General features: G+C 64.7%; 21 protein-coding genes. 10 read left to right on the top strand and 11 right to left on the bottom strand.

The window, feature by feature from the left end:
- From rpsM to WAO18_RS04995, 4 genes are all read right to left on the bottom strand, one after another.
- Positions 1-314: 30S ribosomal protein S13 (rpsM, locus tag WAO18_RS05010; RefSeq protein WP_422204372.1), on the bottom strand; the 314-nt coding region annotated here is incomplete at its 3' end.
- 190 nt (positions 315-504) lie between these two features.
- Positions 505-618 carry a 50S ribosomal protein L36 gene (gene rpmJ / locus WAO18_RS05005; RefSeq protein ID WP_003879483.1) on the bottom strand — a complete coding sequence of 38 codons (114 nt, stop codon included), beginning with the start codon at positions 616-618 and terminating at the stop codon, positions 505-507.
- Between the two features lie 49 nt (positions 619-667).
- Positions 668-889 (bottom strand): translation initiation factor IF-1, encoded by a 222-nt coding sequence (infA, locus tag WAO18_RS05000; protein ID WP_003418601.1) that lies wholly within the window; start codon positions 887-889, stop codon positions 668-670.
- A 230-nt stretch (positions 890-1,119) separates the two neighbouring features.
- The gene (locus tag WAO18_RS04995) at positions 1,120-2,982 is read right to left on the bottom strand and encodes a serine/threonine-protein kinase PknD (protein ID WP_422204368.1); all 1,863 of its coding nucleotides are present in this window, start codon (positions 2,980-2,982) and stop codon (positions 1,120-1,122) included.
- A gap of 199 nt (positions 2,983-3,181) precedes the next feature.
- Between WAO18_RS04995 and WAO18_RS04990 the strand changes: the two genes are divergently transcribed.
- From WAO18_RS04990 to WAO18_RS04955, 8 genes are all read left to right on the top strand, one after another.
- Complete coding sequence (locus WAO18_RS04990) at positions 3,182-4,858, top strand: FAD-dependent oxidoreductase (protein ID WP_422204366.1); 1,677 nt, start codon at positions 3,182-3,184, stop codon at positions 4,856-4,858.
- Complete coding sequence (locus WAO18_RS04985) at positions 4,855-6,375, top strand: ATP-binding protein (RefSeq protein ID WP_422204364.1); 1,521 nt, start codon at positions 4,855-4,857, stop codon at positions 6,373-6,375. Before WAO18_RS04990 ends, WAO18_RS04985 begins: the two co-directional genes overlap by 4 nt.
- A gap of 29 nt (positions 6,376-6,404) precedes the next feature.
- Entirely contained in the window at positions 6,405-7,256 is an 852-nt protein-coding gene (locus tag WAO18_RS04980) for an LLM class F420-dependent oxidoreductase (protein ID WP_422204362.1), read from the top strand.
- A gap of 20 nt (positions 7,257-7,276) precedes the next feature.
- Positions 7,277-8,140 (top strand): LLM class F420-dependent oxidoreductase, encoded by an 864-nt coding sequence (locus tag WAO18_RS04975; RefSeq protein ID WP_422204361.1) that lies wholly within the window; start codon positions 7,277-7,279, stop codon positions 8,138-8,140.
- Between the two features lie 21 nt (positions 8,141-8,161).
- The gene (gene rfbB, locus WAO18_RS04970; protein WP_422204359.1) at positions 8,162-9,157 is read left to right on the top strand and encodes a dTDP-glucose 4,6-dehydratase; all 996 of its coding nucleotides are present in this window, start codon (positions 8,162-8,164) and stop codon (positions 9,155-9,157) included.
- Position 9,158: 1 nt separating this feature from the next.
- The gene (gene rfbC, locus WAO18_RS04965; protein WP_422204357.1) at positions 9,159-9,761 is read left to right on the top strand and encodes a dTDP-4-dehydrorhamnose 3,5-epimerase; all 603 of its coding nucleotides are present in this window, start codon (positions 9,159-9,161) and stop codon (positions 9,759-9,761) included.
- Positions 9,762-9,844: 83 nt separating this feature from the next.
- Complete coding sequence (locus WAO18_RS04960) at positions 9,845-10,072, top strand: deoxyribodipyrimidine photolyase (RefSeq protein ID WP_422204356.1); 228 nt, start codon at positions 9,845-9,847, stop codon at positions 10,070-10,072.
- A gap of 409 nt (positions 10,073-10,481) precedes the next feature.
- A complete protein-coding gene (locus WAO18_RS04955) occupies positions 10,482-11,936 on the top strand; it encodes a trypsin-like peptidase domain-containing protein (RefSeq protein ID WP_422204354.1) in 1,455 nt (484 codons plus the stop codon).
- Between the two features lie 55 nt (positions 11,937-11,991).
- On the opposite strand, the gene WAO18_RS04950 is transcribed toward WAO18_RS04955, so the two are convergent.
- From WAO18_RS04950 to WAO18_RS04920, 7 genes are all read right to left on the bottom strand, one after another.
- A complete protein-coding gene (locus tag WAO18_RS04950) occupies positions 11,992-12,363 on the bottom strand; it encodes a hypothetical protein (protein ID WP_422204352.1) in 372 nt (123 codons plus the stop codon).
- On the bottom strand, positions 12,360-13,289 hold the full coding sequence (locus WAO18_RS04945; RefSeq protein ID WP_422204350.1) for a metallophosphoesterase family protein: 930 nt from the start codon (positions 13,287-13,289) through the stop codon (positions 12,360-12,362). The genes WAO18_RS04950 and WAO18_RS04945 overlap by 4 nt, the downstream gene beginning before the upstream one ends.
- Positions 13,286-13,654 carry a cupredoxin domain-containing protein gene (locus tag WAO18_RS04940; protein ID WP_422204348.1) on the bottom strand — a complete coding sequence of 123 codons (369 nt, stop codon included), beginning with the start codon at positions 13,652-13,654 and terminating at the stop codon, positions 13,286-13,288. Before WAO18_RS04940 ends, WAO18_RS04945 begins: the two co-directional genes overlap by 4 nt.
- Positions 13,655-13,816: 162 nt before the next feature.
- Entirely contained in the window at positions 13,817-14,518 is a 702-nt protein-coding gene (locus tag WAO18_RS04935; protein WP_422204347.1) for a Rieske (2Fe-2S) protein, read from the bottom strand.
- The gene (locus tag WAO18_RS04930; protein WP_422204345.1) at positions 14,515-15,054 is read right to left on the bottom strand and encodes an RNA polymerase sigma factor; all 540 of its coding nucleotides are present in this window, start codon (positions 15,052-15,054) and stop codon (positions 14,515-14,517) included. Before WAO18_RS04930 ends, WAO18_RS04935 begins: the two co-directional genes overlap by 4 nt.
- 122 nt (positions 15,055-15,176) lie before the next feature.
- Positions 15,177-16,409 carry a tetratricopeptide repeat protein gene (locus WAO18_RS04925; protein WP_422204343.1) on the bottom strand — a complete coding sequence of 411 codons (1,233 nt, stop codon included), beginning with the start codon at positions 16,407-16,409 and terminating at the stop codon, positions 15,177-15,179.
- A gap of 110 nt (positions 16,410-16,519) precedes the next feature.
- Positions 16,520-16,819 (bottom strand): PE family protein, encoded by a 300-nt coding sequence (locus WAO18_RS04920; protein ID WP_422204341.1) that lies wholly within the window; start codon positions 16,817-16,819, stop codon positions 16,520-16,522.
- Positions 16,820-17,379: 560 nt separating this feature from the next.
- Here WAO18_RS04920 and WAO18_RS04915 point away from each other — a divergent pair.
- Complete coding sequence (locus tag WAO18_RS04915) at positions 17,380-18,666, top strand: PPE family protein (RefSeq protein WP_422204379.1); 1,287 nt, start codon at positions 17,380-17,382, stop codon at positions 18,664-18,666.
- Between the two features lie 12 nt (positions 18,667-18,678).
- The gene (locus tag WAO18_RS04910; RefSeq protein ID WP_422204340.1) at positions 18,679-20,091 is read left to right on the top strand and encodes a PPE family protein; all 1,413 of its coding nucleotides are present in this window, start codon (positions 18,679-18,681) and stop codon (positions 20,089-20,091) included.
- Positions 20,092-20,117: the final 26 nt, after the last annotated feature.

Genomic DNA, 20,117 nt, shown 5'->3' with positions numbered 1-20,117 from the left:
GTCTTGGTGCGCTGGCCACGCACCGGCAGGCCACGGCGGTGCCGCAGGCCCTGGTAGCAGCCGATCTCGATCTTGCGGCGGATGTCGGCCTGCACCTCACGGCGCAGGTCACCCTCGACCTTGAGGTTGGCTTCGATGTATTCGCGCAGATGGGTCACCTGATCGTCGGTGAGGTCCTTGGTGCGCAGTTCTTTGTCGATCCCGGTAGCGGCCAGGATTTCGTTGGAACGGGTACGGCCAACGCCGAAGATGTACGTCAACGCGACCTCCATGCGCTTATCGCGCGGGAGGTCGACGCCCACTAGTCGAGCCATGGGTGGCATTCCTTCTCTATGCGGAGGTCTGTTCTCAGCCCATTCCCGGCTGACTGATCCGGGGTCCGGCCTCCGTTCCGGACGAAGCTGAACTGGCCCATCTCTAAAGATGCCAACCGTTCAGTGGTGCTGGGAGGTCTGCATTCAGTTGTGTGCCGGCAGGCCGGGCTAGGTCACTGGCGGCGACCCGCTAGCCCTGACGCTGCTTGTGGCGTGGATCAGAGCAGATCACCATGACCCGTCCATGCCGACGGATCACCCTGCATTTGTCGCAGATCGGCTTGACGCTCGGGTTCACCTTCACGGCTGTTCAGATCCTGTTCTGTCTTCTCGTCGGTTGCTTGTTCGGGCTGTTACTTGTACCGGTACACAATGCGGCCCCGGGACAGGTCGTAGGGAGACAACTCCACCACCACCCGGTCCTCGGGCAGGATGCGGATGTAGTGCTGCCGCATCTTGCCGCTGATGTGGGCAAGCACCTTGTGGCCGTTTTCCAGCTCAATGCGAAACATCGCATTGGGCAGGGGCTCGACTACGCGGCCCTCGACCTCTATGGCGCCGTCCTTCTTGGCCATAAGTTCTCTAAAATCCTCGTCTTTGGTTTCGTTGCTTCTTCGCCCGGATCAGCGCAGCAGTCGCCGACAATCAACGTGAGCCGGTGACAGGAAATTCCTAGGACAGGGCACGCAAAAAGTCGGCAAGAGACGCCGCACCGTTTCGCCACTTTACCCGCATGGCCAGGGTCGACGCAAAATGCGCCGCCGACGGGGCCCAGGGCCTAGCCATCGGTCGGGCTGCGCCGTGCCTAATTGGGCCGTAGCGCCAGAATTTTGTTGTTGTGACCTGCGACGTAGACGGTGCCGTTGTTGTCGACCGCCAAGCCCCACGGATAGTCGAGACCGGTGAACGGCAGGACGACTTGCTTGCCCGATCCCGCGAGGAGTTTCAGCGCACGATTGTCGGCGCTATCGGTCACATAGACCGCGCCCTCGTTGTCCACCGTCACGCCCCCGGGATCGGAGAGACCGACGAACGGCACCGTGGCCTGCGTCTTCGAGCCGGGGGCCAATGACAGCACCCGGTTGTTGCCACCATCGACGACGTAGATCGTTCCGCCGGCACCGACCACCAAACCGGTGGGAGCGTTGAGGCCGGTAAAAGGTAGCTCGTACTGCTTGTTCGAGCCCGCGGCCAGCGCAACAACCCGATTCTTCGCGGTGTCGGTGACATAGACGGTGTGGGCGCTGTCCACCGTCAGGCCGGTCGGATGGTCGAGGTCGGTGAAAGCAAGTTGAGTCTGCTTCCTGGAGCCGGCAGGAAGGACGAGCACCCGTTTGTTGCCGGAGTCGTTCACGTAGACGGTGCCGGTGTTGTCGGCCGTCACGCCGCTGGGATAACTGAGACCTTCGAACGGCAGCTCGGCTGGGTCGTTCGAGCCGGCGGGCAACGCCAAGATCCGGTTATGCAGGGTGTCGGCGACGTATACCGTGCCGCCGATATCTACCGACAGCCCTTGCGGTTCGCGCAGACCGGTGAATGGCAGCGTCACCTGCCAGGGGTTCACCGGTGCTGAGCCGTGATTACCGGCGAGGGTCACGGCAACGACAACGGCAGTCACGGTGAGCAAAGCCGCGACCGAGATGACGACAAGTTTGCGGCGCCACCAAGGGGGGGCCGGCGGCGGCGGGTTAGGTCGTGAGGAGTCAGCGAAAGGTTCCGGCCGAGCGAACACGCCTGCCTGGGGCACCCCTTGCTGGGCGGTGGCCGCGGCGGCTCTAGCCGGCGGTCCGGTCGGCTGCGGGGCCGGCTCGCGCCACTCCGGAGGGCGCGGAAGGGGCATCGGCGCCGTCACGGCGTTGCGGGCGGCCTGTGCCAACTCCATGACGGTCTGATAGCGCTCGTCGGGATTTTTGGCCATGCCCTTGGCGATGACAGTATCCAGTGCTCGCGACAGCCCCGGTGTGGTCGCCGACGGCCGCGGCGGCGGACTGCCGAGGTGGTTGCTCACCTGTTGCTGCAGGCTGTCCCCCGGGAACGCGTGCTCGGCGGTCAAGCACTCATACAGCACACACGCCAACGAATAGATATCCGAGCGGGCATCGATTGGCGGCGCGCCGACGCCTTGGGTCGAAAACCGTTCCGGGGCCATGTAATGGAAGGTCCCGATGACGTCTCCGACGCTTGTCAAAGCCCGCTCGCCGACCGCGCGGGCGATTCCGAAATCGATCAGATAGGCGTAGTCATCGGCGTCGATCAAAACGTTGGCCGGCTTGACATCGCGGTGCAGAAGTCCCGCCTGGTGCGCCGCCTGTAATGCCCTGGCTACCTGTTCGACGATGCGCACCGCCCGTGCGGGCGGTAACGGCCCGACGTCCAGGATCGACTGCAAGTCGGTGCCCTCGATCAGCCGCATGTCGACGAACAATCGCCCATCGATTTCGCCGTGGGTGTGAATCGGCACCACGTGCGGACTGTTCAATCGCGCAGCAGCGTGCGCTTCACGCCGGAACCGCTGCTGGAACACCTCGTCTCGGGAAATCTCGCCGGGCAATATCTTGAGGGCAACGACCCGGTCGATGACGGTGTCGTATGCACGCCACACCTCGCCCATGCCGCCTCGGCCCAGCAACTCGATCAGTTGGTAGTTCCCGAACGACGTTCCCTGCAACGAGCCCCTCCTGCAGCAGCCTTCAGCGGGTTCTCATCGTGGCACGGAAGTGTGAAGCGGCTAACCGGATTCGTGCGACGAGCACCGCGAGGCGGCGATAAGACATGGGTCACGACCTGACCGATTATCTCCAGCGGCGGAATCGAGCATGTTCGCTCGGCTCGCCGCAGCGGCCGTGCCGAGCGCATACTTGACGCTGATGACAACGCCCGCAAGTCCCGATAGCGCATCCCGCAAACCAGTGATGCTGACCGTCGACGACGATCCCGCGGTGTCCCGAGCCGTAGCCAGGGACTTGCGTCGCCACTACGGCGACGCCCACCGGATCGTTCGGGCGGAATCCGGCCCGGACGCGCTGGACACCCTCAAGCAACTGAGGTTGCGGGGTGAGACGGTCGCGATGCTCGTCGCCGACTACCGGATGCCGCAGATGACCGGTATCGAGTTCCTCGAGTCGGCGATGGACCTCTATCCGGCGGCCAAGCGGGTGTTGCTGACCGCCTACGCCGACACCCACGCCGCCATCGACGCCATCAACGTCGTCGACCTCGACCATTACCTGCTCAAGCCGTGGGATCCGCCCGAGGAGAAGCTCTACCCCGTCATCGACGCGCTGCTGGAAGCCTGGCGGGCCGCGCCCGAGCATCCCGTTCCGCACACCAAAGTGGTCGGCCACCGCTGGTCGGCGCGGTCGTGGCAGGTTCGCGACTTCCTGGCCCGCAACGGGCTGCACTACAACTGGTTCATGGCCGACGAGCCCGACGGCGAGCGGCTGCTCAACGCCGCCGGCGCGGACGGCATGCGGCTGCCCGTCGTGATCACCGAACGCGGCGACCCGCTCATCGAGCCCTCCGATGCCGAGCTGGCCGACAAGCTCGGCCTGACCACCAATCCTTCGCAGGAGTTCTACGATCTGATCGTGATCGGGGGCGGGCCGGCCGGCTTGGCGGCCGCCGTCTACGGCGCGTCCGAGGGTCTTCGGACGGTGCTCATCGAGCACATCGCCACGGGCGGCCAGGCCGGCCAGAGCTCACGCATCGAGAACTATCTCGGCTTCCCGGACGGAGTGTCCGGCAGCCAGTTGGCTGACCGGGCGCGCAGGCAGGCAGAGAAGTTCGGCGCCGAGCTGATCACCGCGCGCAAAGCCATCGCGCTGGAAGTCAACGGCCCGAAGCGCACTGTGCGGTTCGCCGACGGCGGCGCGATCGACGCGCACGCGGTCATCCTGGCCACCGGCGTCGCCTACCGCAATCTGGACGCCGAGGGCTGCAACGATCTGGCCGGTTGCGGGGTCTACTACGGGGCCGCGGTCTCGGTCGCGTCCGAGTGCGCCGACGAAGAGGTCTACGTGGTCGGCGGCGCCAACTCGGCCGGGCAGGCTGCAATGTATCTGTCCCGCAAGGCCAAATCGGTGACAATCGTCGTGCGGGCCCCGTCGCTGGAGGCGTCGATGTCGTACTACTTGATTCAGCAGATCGAGGCGACACCCAACATCAGCGTCCGCACCTGCACCGAGGTGCAGAAGGTCAGCGGGGACGGCCACGTGGAAAAGCTGAGCCTGATCGACAACCGGACCCAGGAGATCGAGGAGGTCACCTGTGCGCGGCTGTTCATCTTCATCGGCGCGGCACCACGCACCGACTGGCTCGACGGGGTGCTCGCCCGCGACGACCACGGCTTCATCCTCACCGGACCGGATCTGCGCAACGTGTGCGGATGGACCCTGGACCGTCCGCCGCACCACTTGGAGACCAGCGTGCCGGGCGTATTCGTGGCAGGCGATGTGCGCTCCCAATCCGCCAAACGGGTCGCGGCCGCCGTCGGTGAAGGATCGATGGCCGTGATGCTGGTCCACCGATACCTGGCGGAATCATGACAAGTAAATCGCTGTGTCAGCCCGACGAGCTGCGCACCCTGTTCCTGTTCGAGGCACTCTCCGACGAGCAGCTCGCGACGTTGTGCGCCAACGGGCATATTCAGGAATTTCAGCCGGGGCCGATCATCGTCGAGGGTGAGCCGGCGACCTGTTTCTACGTTCTGATCGACGGCGAGCTGACGATGTCGAAGCTCTCCGGCGGCCAGGACATCGAGACGAACCGGACGTCGCAGCGCGGGGTGTACTTCGGCGCATGGCGAGCGTTCACCGGCGGGAAGCAAAAGAGCTACGACGCGTCGGTGCACGTGACCAAGCCGTCGCGCTTCTTCGTCATGGACGCTCCGGTGTTCGCCAAGTTCATGAAGGACCAATTCCCGATGGCGGTCCATCTGCTCGACGGGATCGCGGTGGGCACCGACCGGACCCGGCGAATCATCGACAACCGCGAAAAGCTGCTGGCGCTGGGGCAACTGTCGGCCGGGCTGACCCATCAGCTCAACAATCCCGCGGCGGCCAGCGTGCGGGCCGCTGCCGAGCTGCGCGAGCGCATCGCCGGCATGCGGCAGAAGATGGTGATGCTCGCCGACGGCACCATCACTCCGGAGGCACTGCGCGGTCTGGTGCACTTGCAGGAGCAAATCGCCGAGCAAGTCGCCAAGGCAGGATCGGAGCACCTGAGCGCGCTGGATACCGCTGATAACGAGGACGCCGTCGGCGCATGGCTCGAGGACCACGGCATCGACGACGCATGGGATCTGGCACCGACTTTCGTCGAAGGCGGTATCGACACCGACTGGTTGGAGCGGATATCCGCGACCACTGAAGAACTCGACGCCTCGACGTCATTGGAAAAGGCGATCCGCTGGCTCTGTTACACGATCGACGGCGAACTGCTGCTGAACCAAATTGCAGAAGCCAGCAAACGGATCTCGGCGTTGGTCGCTGACGCTAAACAGTATTCGCAGATGGACCGCGCGCCGTTCCAGGTGGCTGATGTCCACGAACTGCTGCGCAGCACGCTGACGATGTTCGCCGACCGGCTGGGCAAGGACAGCGGCAAAGGCGCGAAGACCATCAAGGTGGTCAAGGAAGTTGACAAAACACTTCCCCAAATTCCCTGTTTCCCAGGCGATCTCAACCAGGTGTGGACCAACATCATCGACAACGCCATTGCCGCGATGGGCGAAAGCGGTGGCACACTGACGATTCGGACCCGCCGGGACGGCGAGAAAATGGTCCGGGTCGAGATCTGCGACACCGGGCCAGGGATCCCCGACGACGTGCGCGAGCAAATCTTCGATCCGTTCTTCACCACCAAGCCGGTCGGCGAAGGTACCGGCTTGGGTTTGGATCTGGCCTGGAAGATCGTGGTCAAGAAGCATCGCGGGGATCTGCGCGTCGAGTCGGTGCCAGGCGACACCCGCTTCATCGTGTTGTTGCCGGTGGAGTTGCCGCCGGCCATGGATGTCGACCTACCGCTGGACGAACCCGGCGAGGATTCACCGCAAGCGGAATAGGGCCGACCGGGCGGTAGGTTGGAGCAACCATGACCGATTCTGCAGCGAGCAAGCCCAATCTTGGCCGGTTCGGATCATTCGGACGCGGCGTCACACCTGCACAAGCCAAAGACATCGAAGCCCTGGGTTACGGGTCCGTCTGGGTCGGCGGTTCGCCGCCCGCCGAGCTGGAGTGGGTCGAACCCCTTCTGGAAGCGACGACGACGCTGCAAGTGGCCACCGGCATAGTCAACATCTGGTCGGCGGCCGCCAAACCGGTGGCCGAGTCGTTCCATCGCATCGACCGGGCCTACCCGGGCCGTTTCCTGCTGGGCATCGGCGTCGGGCATCCCGAGGCGGTCACCGAATACCGCAAGCCCTACGACGCGCTGGTGCAATACCTGGATCAGCTCGACGAGTACGGGGTTCCCGCCGACCGTCGGGTGGTCGCGGCGCTGGGCCCACGGGTGCTGAAGCTTTCGGCCGAGCGCAGCGCCGGCGCGCACCCGTATCTGACGACCCCCGAGCACACCGCGCAGGCCCGTGAGCTGATCGGCCCGTCGGCGTTTTTGGCGCCCGAACACAAGGCGGTGCTGACCACCGATCCGGAGCAGGCGCGCGCCGTCGCCCGCAAGGTGCTCCCGGTGTATTTCAACCTGGCCAATTATCGCAACAACTGGAAGCGGCTGGGCTTCTCCGAGGAAGAGGTAACCTTCCCGGGCAGCGACCGCCTGATCGATGCGCTGGTGGCATACGGCAGCCCGGAGGCAATTGCGGCGCGGCTGAAAGAGCACCTGGACGCCGGTGCCGACCACGTGCCTGTGCAGATCCTGACCAAAGATGAAAACCTAGTGTCGGCGCTAGCCGAACTCGCGGGGCCGCTCGGACTGACGCCGGCCTGACGAACCAGAGGGGGACCTAGATGACCGAGGGCGTTTCGCTCAAACCCGAGTTGGGCCGGTTCGGCGTCTGGCTCTCCAGCAGATCCATCAGCCCGAATCTCGCCAAACAAATCGAATCACTTGGCTATGGCGCGGCCTGGATCGGCGGCTCCCCCGATGCCGACCTTGAGTGGGTGGAACCGGCCCTGGCCGAGACGTCGGCACTGCAACTGGCGACCGGGATCATCAACATCTGGGCGTCGCCGGCCGCCGACGTCGCCAAGTCCTACCATCGCATCGAAAGTGCTTACCCCGGAAGGTTTTTACTGGGTGTCGGTGTAGGCCATCCCGAACACACCGGCGACTACAAGAAGCCCTACGAAGCGCTCGTCGACTATCTCGACGAGCTCGACGGCGCATCGGTGCCGACCAGCCGGCGAGTGCTCGCAGCACTGGGCCCCAAAGTGCTGGCCCTCTCGGCGGAACGCAGTGCCGGTGCGCATCCGTACTTGACGACGCCGGAGCACACCGCGCACGCGCGCGAGCTGATCGGCAACACGGTGTTTCTGGCTCCCGAACACAAGGTGGTGCTGACCGCCAATGCCAACGAGGCGCGTGAAATCGGCCGCAAGACGGTTGATTTCTACCTTGGCCTGAGCAACTACGTGAACAACTGGCTCCGGCTCGGGTTCACCGATTCCGACGTACGTAAACCCGGCAGCGACAAGCTGATTGACGCAGTGGTCGCCTACGGCACCCCCGAGCAGATCGCAGCGCGCCTCAACGAGCATCTGGAGGCCGGCGCCGATCACGTGGCGATCCAGGTGCTCGGCGGGCCAGACGGCAAGCTGGTGGGCGTGCTGGAAGAACTGGCCGGCGCGCTGGGGTTGACGCCCGCCGGCTGACCGCCGGGCTAGGGTTTCTCCATGCGGTTGCTGGTCACCGGTGGCGCTGGGTTCATCGGCGCCAATTTCGTGCACGCCACCGTGCGCGACCATCCGGACGACGCGGTGACGGTTCTGGATGCCATGACATATGCGGGCAGCCGCGAATCACTGGCTGCTGTCGACGCCGACATCAGGCTGGTGCAAGGTGATATCACCGACGCGGAACTGGTTTCACAGTTGGTCGACGAGTCCGACGCGGTGGTGCACTTTGCCGCCGAAACACATGTCGACAATGCACTGGCCGACCCTGCCCCGTTCCTGCAGGCCAACGTGATCGGGACCTTCACCATCCTGGAAGCGGTACGCCGGCACGGGGTGCGACTGCATCACGTTTCCACCGACGAGGTCTACGGCGATCTCGCACTCGACGATGCGCAGCGGTTCACCGAGTCCACGCCCTACAACCCGTCGAGCCCGTACTCCTCGACCAAGGCGGCCTCCGACATGCTGGTCCGAGCCTGGGTGCGGTCGTACGGTGTGCACGCGACAATCTCGAACTGCTCCAACAACTATGGGCCGTATCAGCATGTTGAGAAGTTCATCCCGCGGCAGATCACCAACGTGCTGGCCGGCCGACGGCCGAAGTTGTATGGCACAGGGGCCAACGTCAGGGACTGGATCCATGTCGACGACCACAACGACGCGGTCCGCCGCATTCTCGAACGCGGCCGGGCCGGGCAGACGTATCTGATCGGTGCCGACGGCGAACGCGACAACCTTTCGGTGCTGCGGACCCTGCTCGAGTTGATGGGACGCGATCCCGACGACTTCGATCACGTTGTCGACCGCGCCGGCCACGACCTCCGGTACGCGATCGATCCGACTCAGCTGAGCAGTGAATTAGGCTGGGCGCCAAAGCATACCGATTTTACCGAAGGTCTGCGCCTCACCATCGACTGGTATCGCGACCACGAATCCTGGTGGCGGCCACTGAAAGACGCCGTCGAGGCTCGCTACGAGCAGCGGGGTCAATGAGATGGGAGCCCGCGAACTCGACATTGCCGGAGCATGGGAGATTACGCCGGCACTGCATGCCGATTCACGAGGGATGTTCTTCGAATGGCTCACCGACCGCGAGTTCACCGAGTTCGCGGGTCATCGCCTGGACGTCCAGCAAGCCAATTGCTCGGTATCGGCGGCCGGCGTGCTGCGCGGCCTGCATTTCGCCCAACTGCCGCCGGGCCAAGCCAAATACGTGACCTGCCTGTCCGGCTCGGTTTTCGACGTCGTTGTCGACATCCGGGTGGGATCGCCGACGTTCGGACGCTGGGACGCCCTCGTGCTCGACGCTCATAGCCACAAGTCGGTCTACCTGTCCGAGGGGCTGGCGCATGGGTTCCTTGCACTGCAAGATAATTCGACGGTGATGTACCTGTGTTCAGCGGAATACAACCCGCAACGCGAACACACCATCGCCCCCACCGACCCGGCGTTGGCGATCGACTGGCCCAGCGGGCACGAACTGGTGATCTCCGACCGTGACGCTGCCGCACCCACCCTGGACGAAGTGCGCGCCGCCGGAATGTTACCGAGCTGGGACGAGGCCCGGGCTTTCGTTGAGGGCCTGCGTAACCGCTAGGACGGCGGTTTGATTCAGCCCGTTTGGGGTATTTCCATCCGTGGCTTCACACGGGTGACCCTATTGGTGTTGAGGAGGTCATCATGCTTCATCAACTGTTACTGGCCAGCTATAGCCAGCCGGAAGCCGCGGGCTTTATCTTGCGCGGCATCAAGGGCATTTTCGTCGCGATCGGCAGCGTCATCGCGGCTATCGTGTGCGCGCTCATCGCAGGGACCAAGGGCCGCAACCCATTCGGCTGGGGCATCCTCGGATTATTTTTCAGCATTCTGACGCTGATCGTGGTGATTGTGATCCCGTCCAAGAAATAACCCGTCCCACATCCAGCAGGGCGGCGACTCGTCATTTTGCGACGATCGGCAGTCGCCGCATCCGCTCTCGCCTCCCTTGATCATGTCGTCGCTCGGCGGCAACGTAATTGGCCCGATTCTGGGCGCGGGTGCGTCGGCGTCTGGGCATCACCGCTGTGCGGGCGGCGCCAATGCCTGAATGCGGTCGAGATCCTTCCGCTAAACCTGATACGTAACCAGTCCTTCCGGGTACCGTCGTATCCGCTGCCTTGGTAGGACGGCCATCTGCCCTCCCCACCAGGGAAGTAGCGGTCAGGAAGGTCCGTGGCGGTCCCCTCAATGCCGAAGGGGGTTGGAAATGTTTCACTCCCAACTCAGATCACTTGCGGTGCTGGTGTCGGTGGTAGGGCTTGTATTCGTGGGTGCCCCTGTGAGCCGGGCCGACCAGGGTGCTCGGCCGAAGGCGACGCCGGTGCAGTTGGCCGAAAATCTGATCCGCCCGGCGGTGGTGTATATCGAGGGGGACCTCAGCGCCTACGTGGGGACCGACAAAGGGTATTTCACCGATATCGATCAACCCTTCAAGGTGACCATCTCGTGCACCGGTTTCGTGGTCAACCCGACGGGATATGTGGGCACCGCCGGACACTGCGCCGACCTCGGACCGGAGGGAGCGCGGGCCGACATCATCCATCAGATAGTCAACCAAGACGTCCAAAAAGACCCGACCATCGACGCGAGCAAATTCTTTAGCGATGCGATGGCGAATTGGAAGATCGAGGGACAGGCCGGGGGGTCCCCCATCGATCAGAAGCTGCGTGTTGCGATCGATCCCGGGCCTGGGGCAAAACCGCAGGTCCTACCCGCCCGGGTCGTTGAGGTCCGTCCGGTGTCCCAGGGTGATGTCGCGCTGCTGAAGGTGGAGGCCACCGATCTGCCGTCGAGCGAACTAGCCGCCGGCTCTGACGTCCAGGTCGGTCAACAGGTCGTGTCCATCGGTTATCCGGCGAGCACCGAACAGATCACCGACTTTTCCCTGAATCCGGATAACAAAGATGGCACCATCAGCGCCATCAAGACCGACGCATCGGTACCGGTCTATGAGACCGATTCAGCACTGTCGCAGGGCATGAGCGGAGGCCCCACCGTCGGGATCGACGGCAAGGTCCTGGGGGTCAACAGCCGCTTACCCGCCGGGGAAACGCAGGCCTTCAACTTCATTGCGCCGGCGTCGGGGCTGACCGAGTTGCTCACCCGCAACGGGACCAAGGCCGAGCTGGGTCCCCTCGATGTCCAGTTCCGCAGCGGCCTCACCGATTACTACGCGGGGCATTACACCTCTGCGATCGCAACGTTCGATAAGATTCTCGCCCTGTCGCGGAACTACGGACAGGCCGCGGTGTTCAAGACCAACGCGACGAAGGCCCAAGCACAGTTCGGAGACGTCCCGACCTCCTCGGGATTTAGCGCTCTGTGGTTCGTCCTCGGCGGTGTGGCGCTCGTCGCCGTTGCGGCCGCGGTGATGGTACTGCTGCTGCGGCGCCGAGGCCTTAAGCCCGCCGGCGCCGCAGCATACTTCCCGGGCCAGGGTTCCCAGCCCAGGTGGAACCCGACGATCCACCAACCGGCCGAGCTGACCACCGGCGCCGACTTGAGCGATCCCCATTCGGGGTCTACCCCAGTCCAGCAGAGGTGGTCGACACCGCCTGACTCCGCGAATCAACCACCCCCAAGCGCGCCGGTGACCGGCCCGGTCCCGTCCGGGGCAAACGCCGCGCCCGCCGATTCCGCCACCGCGGCCACCAACCGCTACTGCTCGAACTGCGGAGCCCCGCACTCGCAGAATGCGCGGTTCTGCCCCGGCTGCGGACACGCCACAACATGACATACCAGTCAGGTTGAGTATCCCGTCATTGCCAGAGGCGCCCAAGCCGGCTCTGTCAGAATCCGCGCTTGGTCCGGTGCCCGATCGCGTAGACCGCCCACAGCCCGACGGCCAGTAGTTCGGCAAGCACGCTGATCGCCGCATGTGGCGACGGTTGCCATCCCGTTTCGGAGAATCCGAAGAGTCCGACGGTGCGTGACAACGCAAAGGCGACCAGTGCACCGCCGGCCACCGCGGCCGCAGCCCACTGAAGCCACCATGGGCCGCCGAGCAGAATCAGCACCGCGAGAGCGAACGAGACACTGGCCTGCACGACGAAAGCTGTGCCGATCGTCGGGATGTGCTGGTAGCCGTGGACATACAGATACGCATGACTGACCCCAGTGATCGCCATCGCAGCGGCCATCCCGATCCGGATCAGCGTCATTGCAGTGCCTTCTCTTTCAAGGCGAGCACGGTCTCGCCCCGGTTGTAGCTGACTTCACGGATTCCCAGCGCGTCGTGTAATTTGCCGGCCGGCAGGGTGACCGGCTTGGGCGCCGGCCCGTCGCCGGGATGCGGCAGCGGATAGGCGGTCGTGGTTCCACTGTGGAACGTCACGTTGCCTTCGGTTTTGGAAAAGACTTGATGGACATGGCCGTTGAGGCAGGTCACCGACGAGAAGCGGCGCAGATAGCTCAGCGCCTGGGCGGCATCGTCGGTCCCCCAACCCCATTCCGGATACATGGCGAACAGCGGGATATGACTGAATACGATGATCGGCGTGTCGCTGGGCAGTGCCGCCACATCTTTGGCGACGAACTCGAGTTGCTCAACGCCAAGGTGCCCAAGCTTTTTCAGGTTCAGTGTGTTGACCAACGCGATCACATGCACTCCGGCGACGTCGAAGCTGTACCAACCGTCCCCACGGGTCCCGGCGCCGAAAGAACTGCGGTACTTCTGGCCCGCATCGTCGATCGAGTCGTGTTCTCCGGGAACGGTGAACACGTGCGACGTGTTCAACCCGGTCATCATCTGCTTGACCTGATCGAATTGGCCCGGTGTGGCCATATGGGTCAGGTCGCCGGTGTGGATCACGAAATCCGGTGTGTAACCGAGGTTGTTGATCCGATCGATCGCCTGGCTGAACGAGCCCGCGACATTCGGATTTGCTTTACCCAGGAACCCGATGTGGCTGTCGCTGATTTGAGCGAACCTCAGGGTGGGCCGGCCCTGATTGCGCGCGGCATCGGCGGTGCCGGCGACGTGGGAGATGACTTCGCCGCCAACCACTGCCAGGCCGACGGCTGCACCGAACCATGCGCTGTGCCGAATCAGTTGGCGCCGATTCATGGTGTGCGGCGCGTCCGTCATTGCGTCACCACCACGGTGGCATGCATGAACGGGTGGATCGAGCAGACGTAGCCGAACTTGCCGGCTTTCACAAAGGTGTAGGTAAACGTTGTCTGCGAACCCATTCCAGGTGAGTGAAACGACCCGTCGTCGGCGACGACGTTGTGCGGTTCTTCGTCCCGGTTGGTCCAGGTGACCGTGCTACCCGCTGGGACGGTCAGCGTCGTGGGGGCGAACGCGAAGTTGTCGATGCTGACGGCGTTGCCGGCCACCGGAGCTGCTGATCCTGCGGTCGGGGCGGCCGGACTCGCAGGCACGTTCGGCATCGGCTGCATCCCGCCCATACCCGGCATTCCGGGCGTCGTCGCCGCCGGTCCGAAGGTCACCGAAGGCGCCTTCACTGACGGGGATGACGAGCATCCGGCCAGCACCATCAACATCAGAACCACTGCACGCGAGCCCCGAGGTCGTCCGGGCATAGCGATACACCTCCATCCTCGGCGGAAAAATACGCGTCGCCAAGAGATAGCGCGGTGGGTTACACGTGATTAGGCGTGTTCGGTCGGCGGTGCCGGAACGAACACTTCGATCGCGCCGCCCTGCTCGCGAACCATCAACGTGGGCAGCGGTTTTGGTGCTATCGGTAGTTGATGGGTCAACACCTGGCCGACGGGCGAAAACGACGTCGAATGGCACGGGCAGCGCAGTCGGTCGTCGGGCGCGTCGAACCACAGTCGGCAACCCTGGTGAGTGCACACCCCCGAGACGGCTTCGGGCTTGCCATCGACTCGACGAACGAACCCGATCACGGCGCCGACATCGAAGGGCCGCATGAATCCGTCGGGCACGTCGGCGCTGGCCGCGACGGGCACCCAGCGTCCACTGCTCGGCGTGAGCTCCCGGGACCCGCTGTTGCCTCCGTCGGCGACCTGAGCGCCATCGATCAACGCCCGATCGATGGACACCGCCGCCACCGCCGCCGCCGCGGCTGCCGACGTCCCGACGATGACATTCCTTCGGGTCGCAGTCGACTTCGGCGCCCGATCGGCGGTGCCGTCCTGTTGCTCCGCGAGCCGACGGTGCAGGTCGGTGAGGAATTCCTGCCGTGGGGCATCACTGCCCAGCCTTGCTGCCTGCAGGTCGATCGCCGTCCGAATTTGTGCGGCTTCGAAGTCGCCGGGCCGGAACGGCTTTGGGCGACGGCCCCGCAGCAGGTCGTCGATGTACCTGCGCAACCCACGCGCGTTCATGATCCGCTCTTTTCGTTGACCTGTGCGGCCAGGCGCAATGCCCGATGCTGGAGCACCTTCGCATTGGCGACACTAACTCCCATTTCGGCCGCCGAGTCCTTGATCGAACGCCCTTGCAGGAAACGCAATTCCAAGATCCGCCGATAGTTGTCCGGCAACTGTCCAAGTACACCGGCCACCCGCTGCGGGGCGGTGCTGATCGCCTGCTCGCTCTCGGGCGGCTGTTCGATGTCGTCAATCGAGGTGATCTCCCGCCCCAGCGTCTCACGCCAGTGCGCGGCCAGCACGGTTCGCGCGGTGGCCCGCAGATAGCCGCGAACCTCACCGACACTGGCCGTCAGTCGCATTGGCCGCAGCGCGGCCAGGAAGACCTCGGCGGTGAGATCCTCGGCGTCGGCCCGGTTGCCGACTCGCGCATGGATGGTGCGATAAACCCAGGTGGCGTTGTCTTGATAGACCGCCTCCCAGTCCGGGTAGCCGTCGCCGGACACCAACCGCAAGGGTCGCGGGCCGACGGAATCGCCGTGTGCCGTCACATATCGCCTGCCTGTCGAGAGCGTGGCTCCACCGAGAATCTTGCCTGTCAGTGGTCCATAGCGTCTCGGGTTACACGCAACGGCCGGCCCGCAGCAGGCGCTCGCCGCCGGCCGCGCCGTCATCAGCGCTTGGTGCGCCGAAACAAGAAGGTCAGGCTGCGTCGCCGATTGGCGAACCCCGGCGCGAAGGTGAACCCATCGGTTCGGTGAAAGAGGTGCCCTTCGAACAAGACTGCCCGGTTCGCGCGGTGGGGAATGACCTGCGATTCAGCGTTGCGCTCCCGGAGGAACTGCGTGACGCGGTCCCCTCCCGAGTTGTAAGCGTCGAAGGTCCAGTCACTTGGTGCAGTCGTGTCCCAGACAACCAGGCCGCCCGAATTCGGGTCGAGGTTCGCCGAATCGGGGGTGATCCATAAGTTCAACGAGAAATCGGCATCATCACCGTGGATATCGGTGCCCGGCAATTTGGAGTCGTAGACGAACCCCCACCATTGCGCCAGTTGATATCCCTCGAATGCTTCACCGAGCGCCGCAAGCAACTCTTCGGCGACAGCGAACAGCGAGACGCTCGCGAATCCGTCTTGCGGAAAAGCACCGACGTAGCCGAACTTGTACGGGTGGCGCCAGACGGTGGATTCCAAGCAGAACTTTCGCACCTGCTCCAACGCGGCCGGCGTGAGGAAGTCGTCGATGACCTGGAACTGCTGACCGGTCGAGATACCTTGCTGGATCGGCCCAAAGTCGACTGCCGGGTTCAAATATCGTGGCAGCCTCTGCTCGGAAATCCTCACGTACGGCGGATCGGCGAGGATCTGACTGCTTCTGCCCGGGACGGACACCCATGGCGCTTCGCCGTTTGCCTTATCGATCACGTCGATGAGGCCGCGACGCAGACCGAGAAGTTGTTCGGTCGACGCCGCGGCGGGCGCTTGCTGATCGCGATGTGCGACGGTCAGGATGTGGTCGAGTTGTTCGATGTTGTGCAGGGCGAAATGCGCTGGAATGGGATAACTGTCGGGCGGCGGCTGGCGCTGTTCGCGACACAGGTCAGCAAGAGCGATGTAATCCGACAACGCGGAATCATATTGTCCCAGAGCCAGATTCACCTTCGCGCGTAAATCTGTAGCAGGCGCGGAGGAGGAATCCTTCTCTACCGCGGCCGACGCATAGTGAAGTGCTTTGTCATACTCTCCGAGTTCCAGATACGAGGTGGCGAGCAAGTACAGCGCTTCAATAGTGGGCTCCGCCTCGACGGCGTTCTCGAGCATCTCCGCTGCTTGCTCAAAGTTGCCACTCTGCATCAAGCGTTCGGCGTCGACAAGGGTGGTCCCTGCCTGCGATACGGATTCCGGCACTGATCTTCCTATGTCGAGCTATCGGCACTGCGGCCGACGCCTTCGACGGGTCCGACAAATAACTGTCGGCCGGGTGCCATCACAGGGCCCGGCAGGCAGAAAATTGTTAGCTAGCCTGCGGCGGCGGCGTTGGCGGCCTCGGTGGCCGCGTACGACCCAGCGCTGGTCGACAGGGTGTTCACGAACTGCTCGTGGATCGCGGCAGCTTGGGCAGCAACAGCCTGGTAGAGCTGCGCGTGCGCGGCGAACTGGGCCGCCGTCAGGGCCGACACCTCGTCGGCTGCGGCCGGGACCACCCCGGTTGTCGGGGCCGCCGCGGCGGCGTTTTGAGCGCTGAAGGACGAGCCGATCCCGCCCAGGGCGGTGGCCGCCGAGCTCAGTGCCTCGGGCTGCGTGGTGACGAACGACATGTGCATGTCTCCTCAAGTGCGAACATCGCTTCTGAGAAGACTGTAGGCCCGTCCGGCAGGTTCGCAGGTTTTCCCACGCTCACGCCCGCCCCAACGGCCCCCAACGGCGCCGGAGTTGATGGGCCGCAAAACCCGGTGTGGCGTGCTGAAACGTCGGGAAATCCGCGCAGCGGGTCAGCGGCGAGGGCATAGACCCGAGTTTTTGATTCCCAGATTTTTATTCGCCGACACCGGTCGTTCATCGGCTCCATGCGACTAATCGGCCACCGCCAGGCCCGGAATTTCTGCAGTTCACGGGGCATTTTCGGGGCGCGATAAGCAAGCCCCCGACCGGCGCTCGCGATGCCTGCGGACCGCCGCCAAGGTGTAACCCCGCGAGCTACGTCGACGCCAGAATCGGTGGTGCTGGCTAGCCTTCCAGCAACGGGAAAATCCAGGCAACTGCCAGGCAATATGCACCCGATTGCCAGCAGCCAACAGAAGCTCCCGCCAACTTGTGAACCGCTCAGCGCGACAAGGCGCGAGCGCCGGGGACCACACACTAGCGAGGGAAGCGGATGTTGGATTTCGGAGCGCTACCGCCGGAGGTAAACTCCGGCCGGATCTACTCCGGGCCGGGCTCGGCACCATTGCTCGCGGCGGCGACCGCTTGGGACGCCCTGGCCAGCGAATTGCAGACCACCGCGACCTCATACGCGTCCACGGTCACCGAGTTGACCAGCTCGGGCTGGCAGGGGCCGTCGTCCACCGCGATGACGGACGCGGCGGCGCCGTACACGACGTGGCTGAGCAGCACCGCGGCACAGGCCGAGCAGACCGCAGCCCAGGCCCAGGCGGCAGCGGCGGCCTACGAGGCCGCCTTTGCCGCCAGCATCCCGCCACCGGTGATCGCCGCGAATCGGGCGCTGTTGGCCTTGCTGGTCGCAACGAACTTTCTGGGTCAGAACACGCCGGCCATCGCCGCCAACGAGGCCACTTACGCCGAATTCTGGGCTCAAGACGCGGGCGCGATGTACAGCTACGCCGGGGCTGCCGCCACGGCGAGCCAGCTGACGCCGTTCACCGCCGCACCCGCGACCACCAACGACACCGGGCAGGCCACCCAGTCGGCCGCCGCGGCGCAGTCGGGAGCTGACAGCCTGTCATCGTGGCTGACTCAGCTGAATGCCGAACTGACAACGTGGGGAACGGATCTCACGAACCTCAGCAAGGAGTTCCTCACCTGGTTCCCGGCTGCGGCGCCACTGAACTTGCCGCCCTGGGTGACCATGGGCATCGCGGATATCGAGAAGACGATCACAACGTTCACCAGCACCATCAGCACCTTCGGCTCGGGACCATGGAGCCCGCTCGGAATCGCGGGGTTGTTCAAGAACTGGTGGCAGGTCAGCATCAGTATCCCGGCCCTGGGTACCGGCATCCAAGGCATCGGGCCGTTGCTCAGCCCCAAGCCCATCGTCGGCGCACTGTCGCCGCTGCTGCACAGCGGGTTGCTGAGCGGCTCATACTCCGGCGGCGGGAATGTCGGGGCGCTGGCGTCGGTCGGCCGGGCCGGCACCATCGGCGCCTTATCAGTGCCGCAGAACTGGGCGTCGGCCGTGCCCGCGGTCCGCACGGTTGCGGCCGAGATGAACGCGACGGCGCTCGATGCTGCTCCCGAGCTGGCCGCCGTCGGTCAGAACGGAATGTTCGGCGAGACGGCGCTGGCGAGTCTGGCGGGCCGCGCCATCGGTGGGACCGCTACCCGCGCTGCCGTGGGGCAGGGCTACCGAGTGCCCGGGGCCGTGGCGGTCGACGACATCGCCACCACCGCGACCATCATCGTGATCCCCCCGAGTGCGGAATAAGGAAGGCTGACAATGGTTTTCGATTTCGCAGCACAGCCGCCGGAGCTCATCTCCACCAAGATCTACTCGGGCCCGGGTACCGAGTCCTTGCAGGCCGCGGCGGCGGCCTGGGAAGGTCTGGCCGGCGAATTGCAGTCCACCGCCGCCAACTTCCAGTCGGTGATTGCCGGGCTGGTCAGCGGCGAATGGACAGGTCCGTCGTCGGAGGCCGCGGCGGCGGCCGCCGGGCCGTACGTGTCGTGGCTGTCGACCACAGCGGGCCAGGCCGAGCAGACCGCAGGGCAGGCCCGGGCCGCGGCCAGCGCCTACGAGACCGCGTTGGCGGCCACTGTGCCGCCGGCGGAGATCCTGGCCAACCGCACTCAGCTGTTAACGCTGCTGCAGTCGAACATCCTGGGGCAGAACAACGCATCGATCGCAGCTCTCGAGGCCGAGTACGCGCAGTTCTGGGCCCAAGACGTCGCCGCGATAACCGGCTACGCTGGCTCGTCGCAGGCGGCCACCAGCGGCTTGGGCTCATTCACCGAGGCGCCGCAAACCACCAACGGCAGCGGCACCGCGACCCAGTCGGCCGCCGTTGCCGCCGCAAGCACGACGTCCGGCACGACAAGCGCGGAGTCGATCATCGAGCAGATCGAAGCGACCTGGAACACCTTCCTCACCGACGTCGGCCAGTTCAACAGCGACTACACCAACTTCTTCACCAGCTTTTTCAACAGCTTCCCGGGTGGTTCTTATCTGTCCACGACGTGGACCAACCTGTCCTCGATGATTTCGGGAATCGGAGGCCAGGCCACCTGGACCAACGTCGCCAATAGCTCGACTGGCCTTGGTATTTCGCAATGGAAGAACTTCTTCATCTATCAGCCGTGGAGCCATGGGGTACCGCTGGGCTCACTTAATGGGGGGCTGTCGTCGCCGGGGCACGTCGCTCCACACCTCGGCGCCCGAGCGGCATCGGCTGCCTTGGGCAGCGCGCAGACGGTGGGCAAATTGTCGGTCCCGCCCAGCTGGGCCGGCGCCACGCCGGCGATCCGGCTTGCCGCTACGGCATTGCCGGACAGCACGTTTGCCGCAACGGCGGCTCCCACGATGGATCTTCCGCTCGGTGCGCTCAACCAGGCCACCCTGGGCAGCGCCGCCGGAGGCGCGCTGGGCAGCCCGGCCTCCCGCGTCGTCAGCTCAGCGGGCGTCCGCGCCAAAGTGACGGCGCCCGCGCGCACCAAGGGACCGGTCCCGCTCGACAAAGTGATCGCGCAACTGCAGGAGCAGCCTGACCAGGTTCAGCACTGGAACGTCGACGAGGCGGGACTCGACGATCTCGTCGCGAAGCTGTCGACGAAGCCGGGCATTCATGCCGTGCACTTGAGCGCCGACGGCACGGCCGCGGCCTCGGCCACCAAGACCGAATCCCGGCTGGGATAGCCGGCTCAAACAACCATCGGAGGAGG

The sequence above is a fragment of the Mycobacterium sp. genome, from assembly GCF_049278535.1.
Classification (GTDB): Bacteria; Actinomycetota; Actinomycetes; order Mycobacteriales; family Mycobacteriaceae; genus Mycobacterium.
The sequence above is the reverse complement of the archived record's forward strand: the minus strand, read 5'-3'. Positions and strand labels throughout refer to the sequence as shown.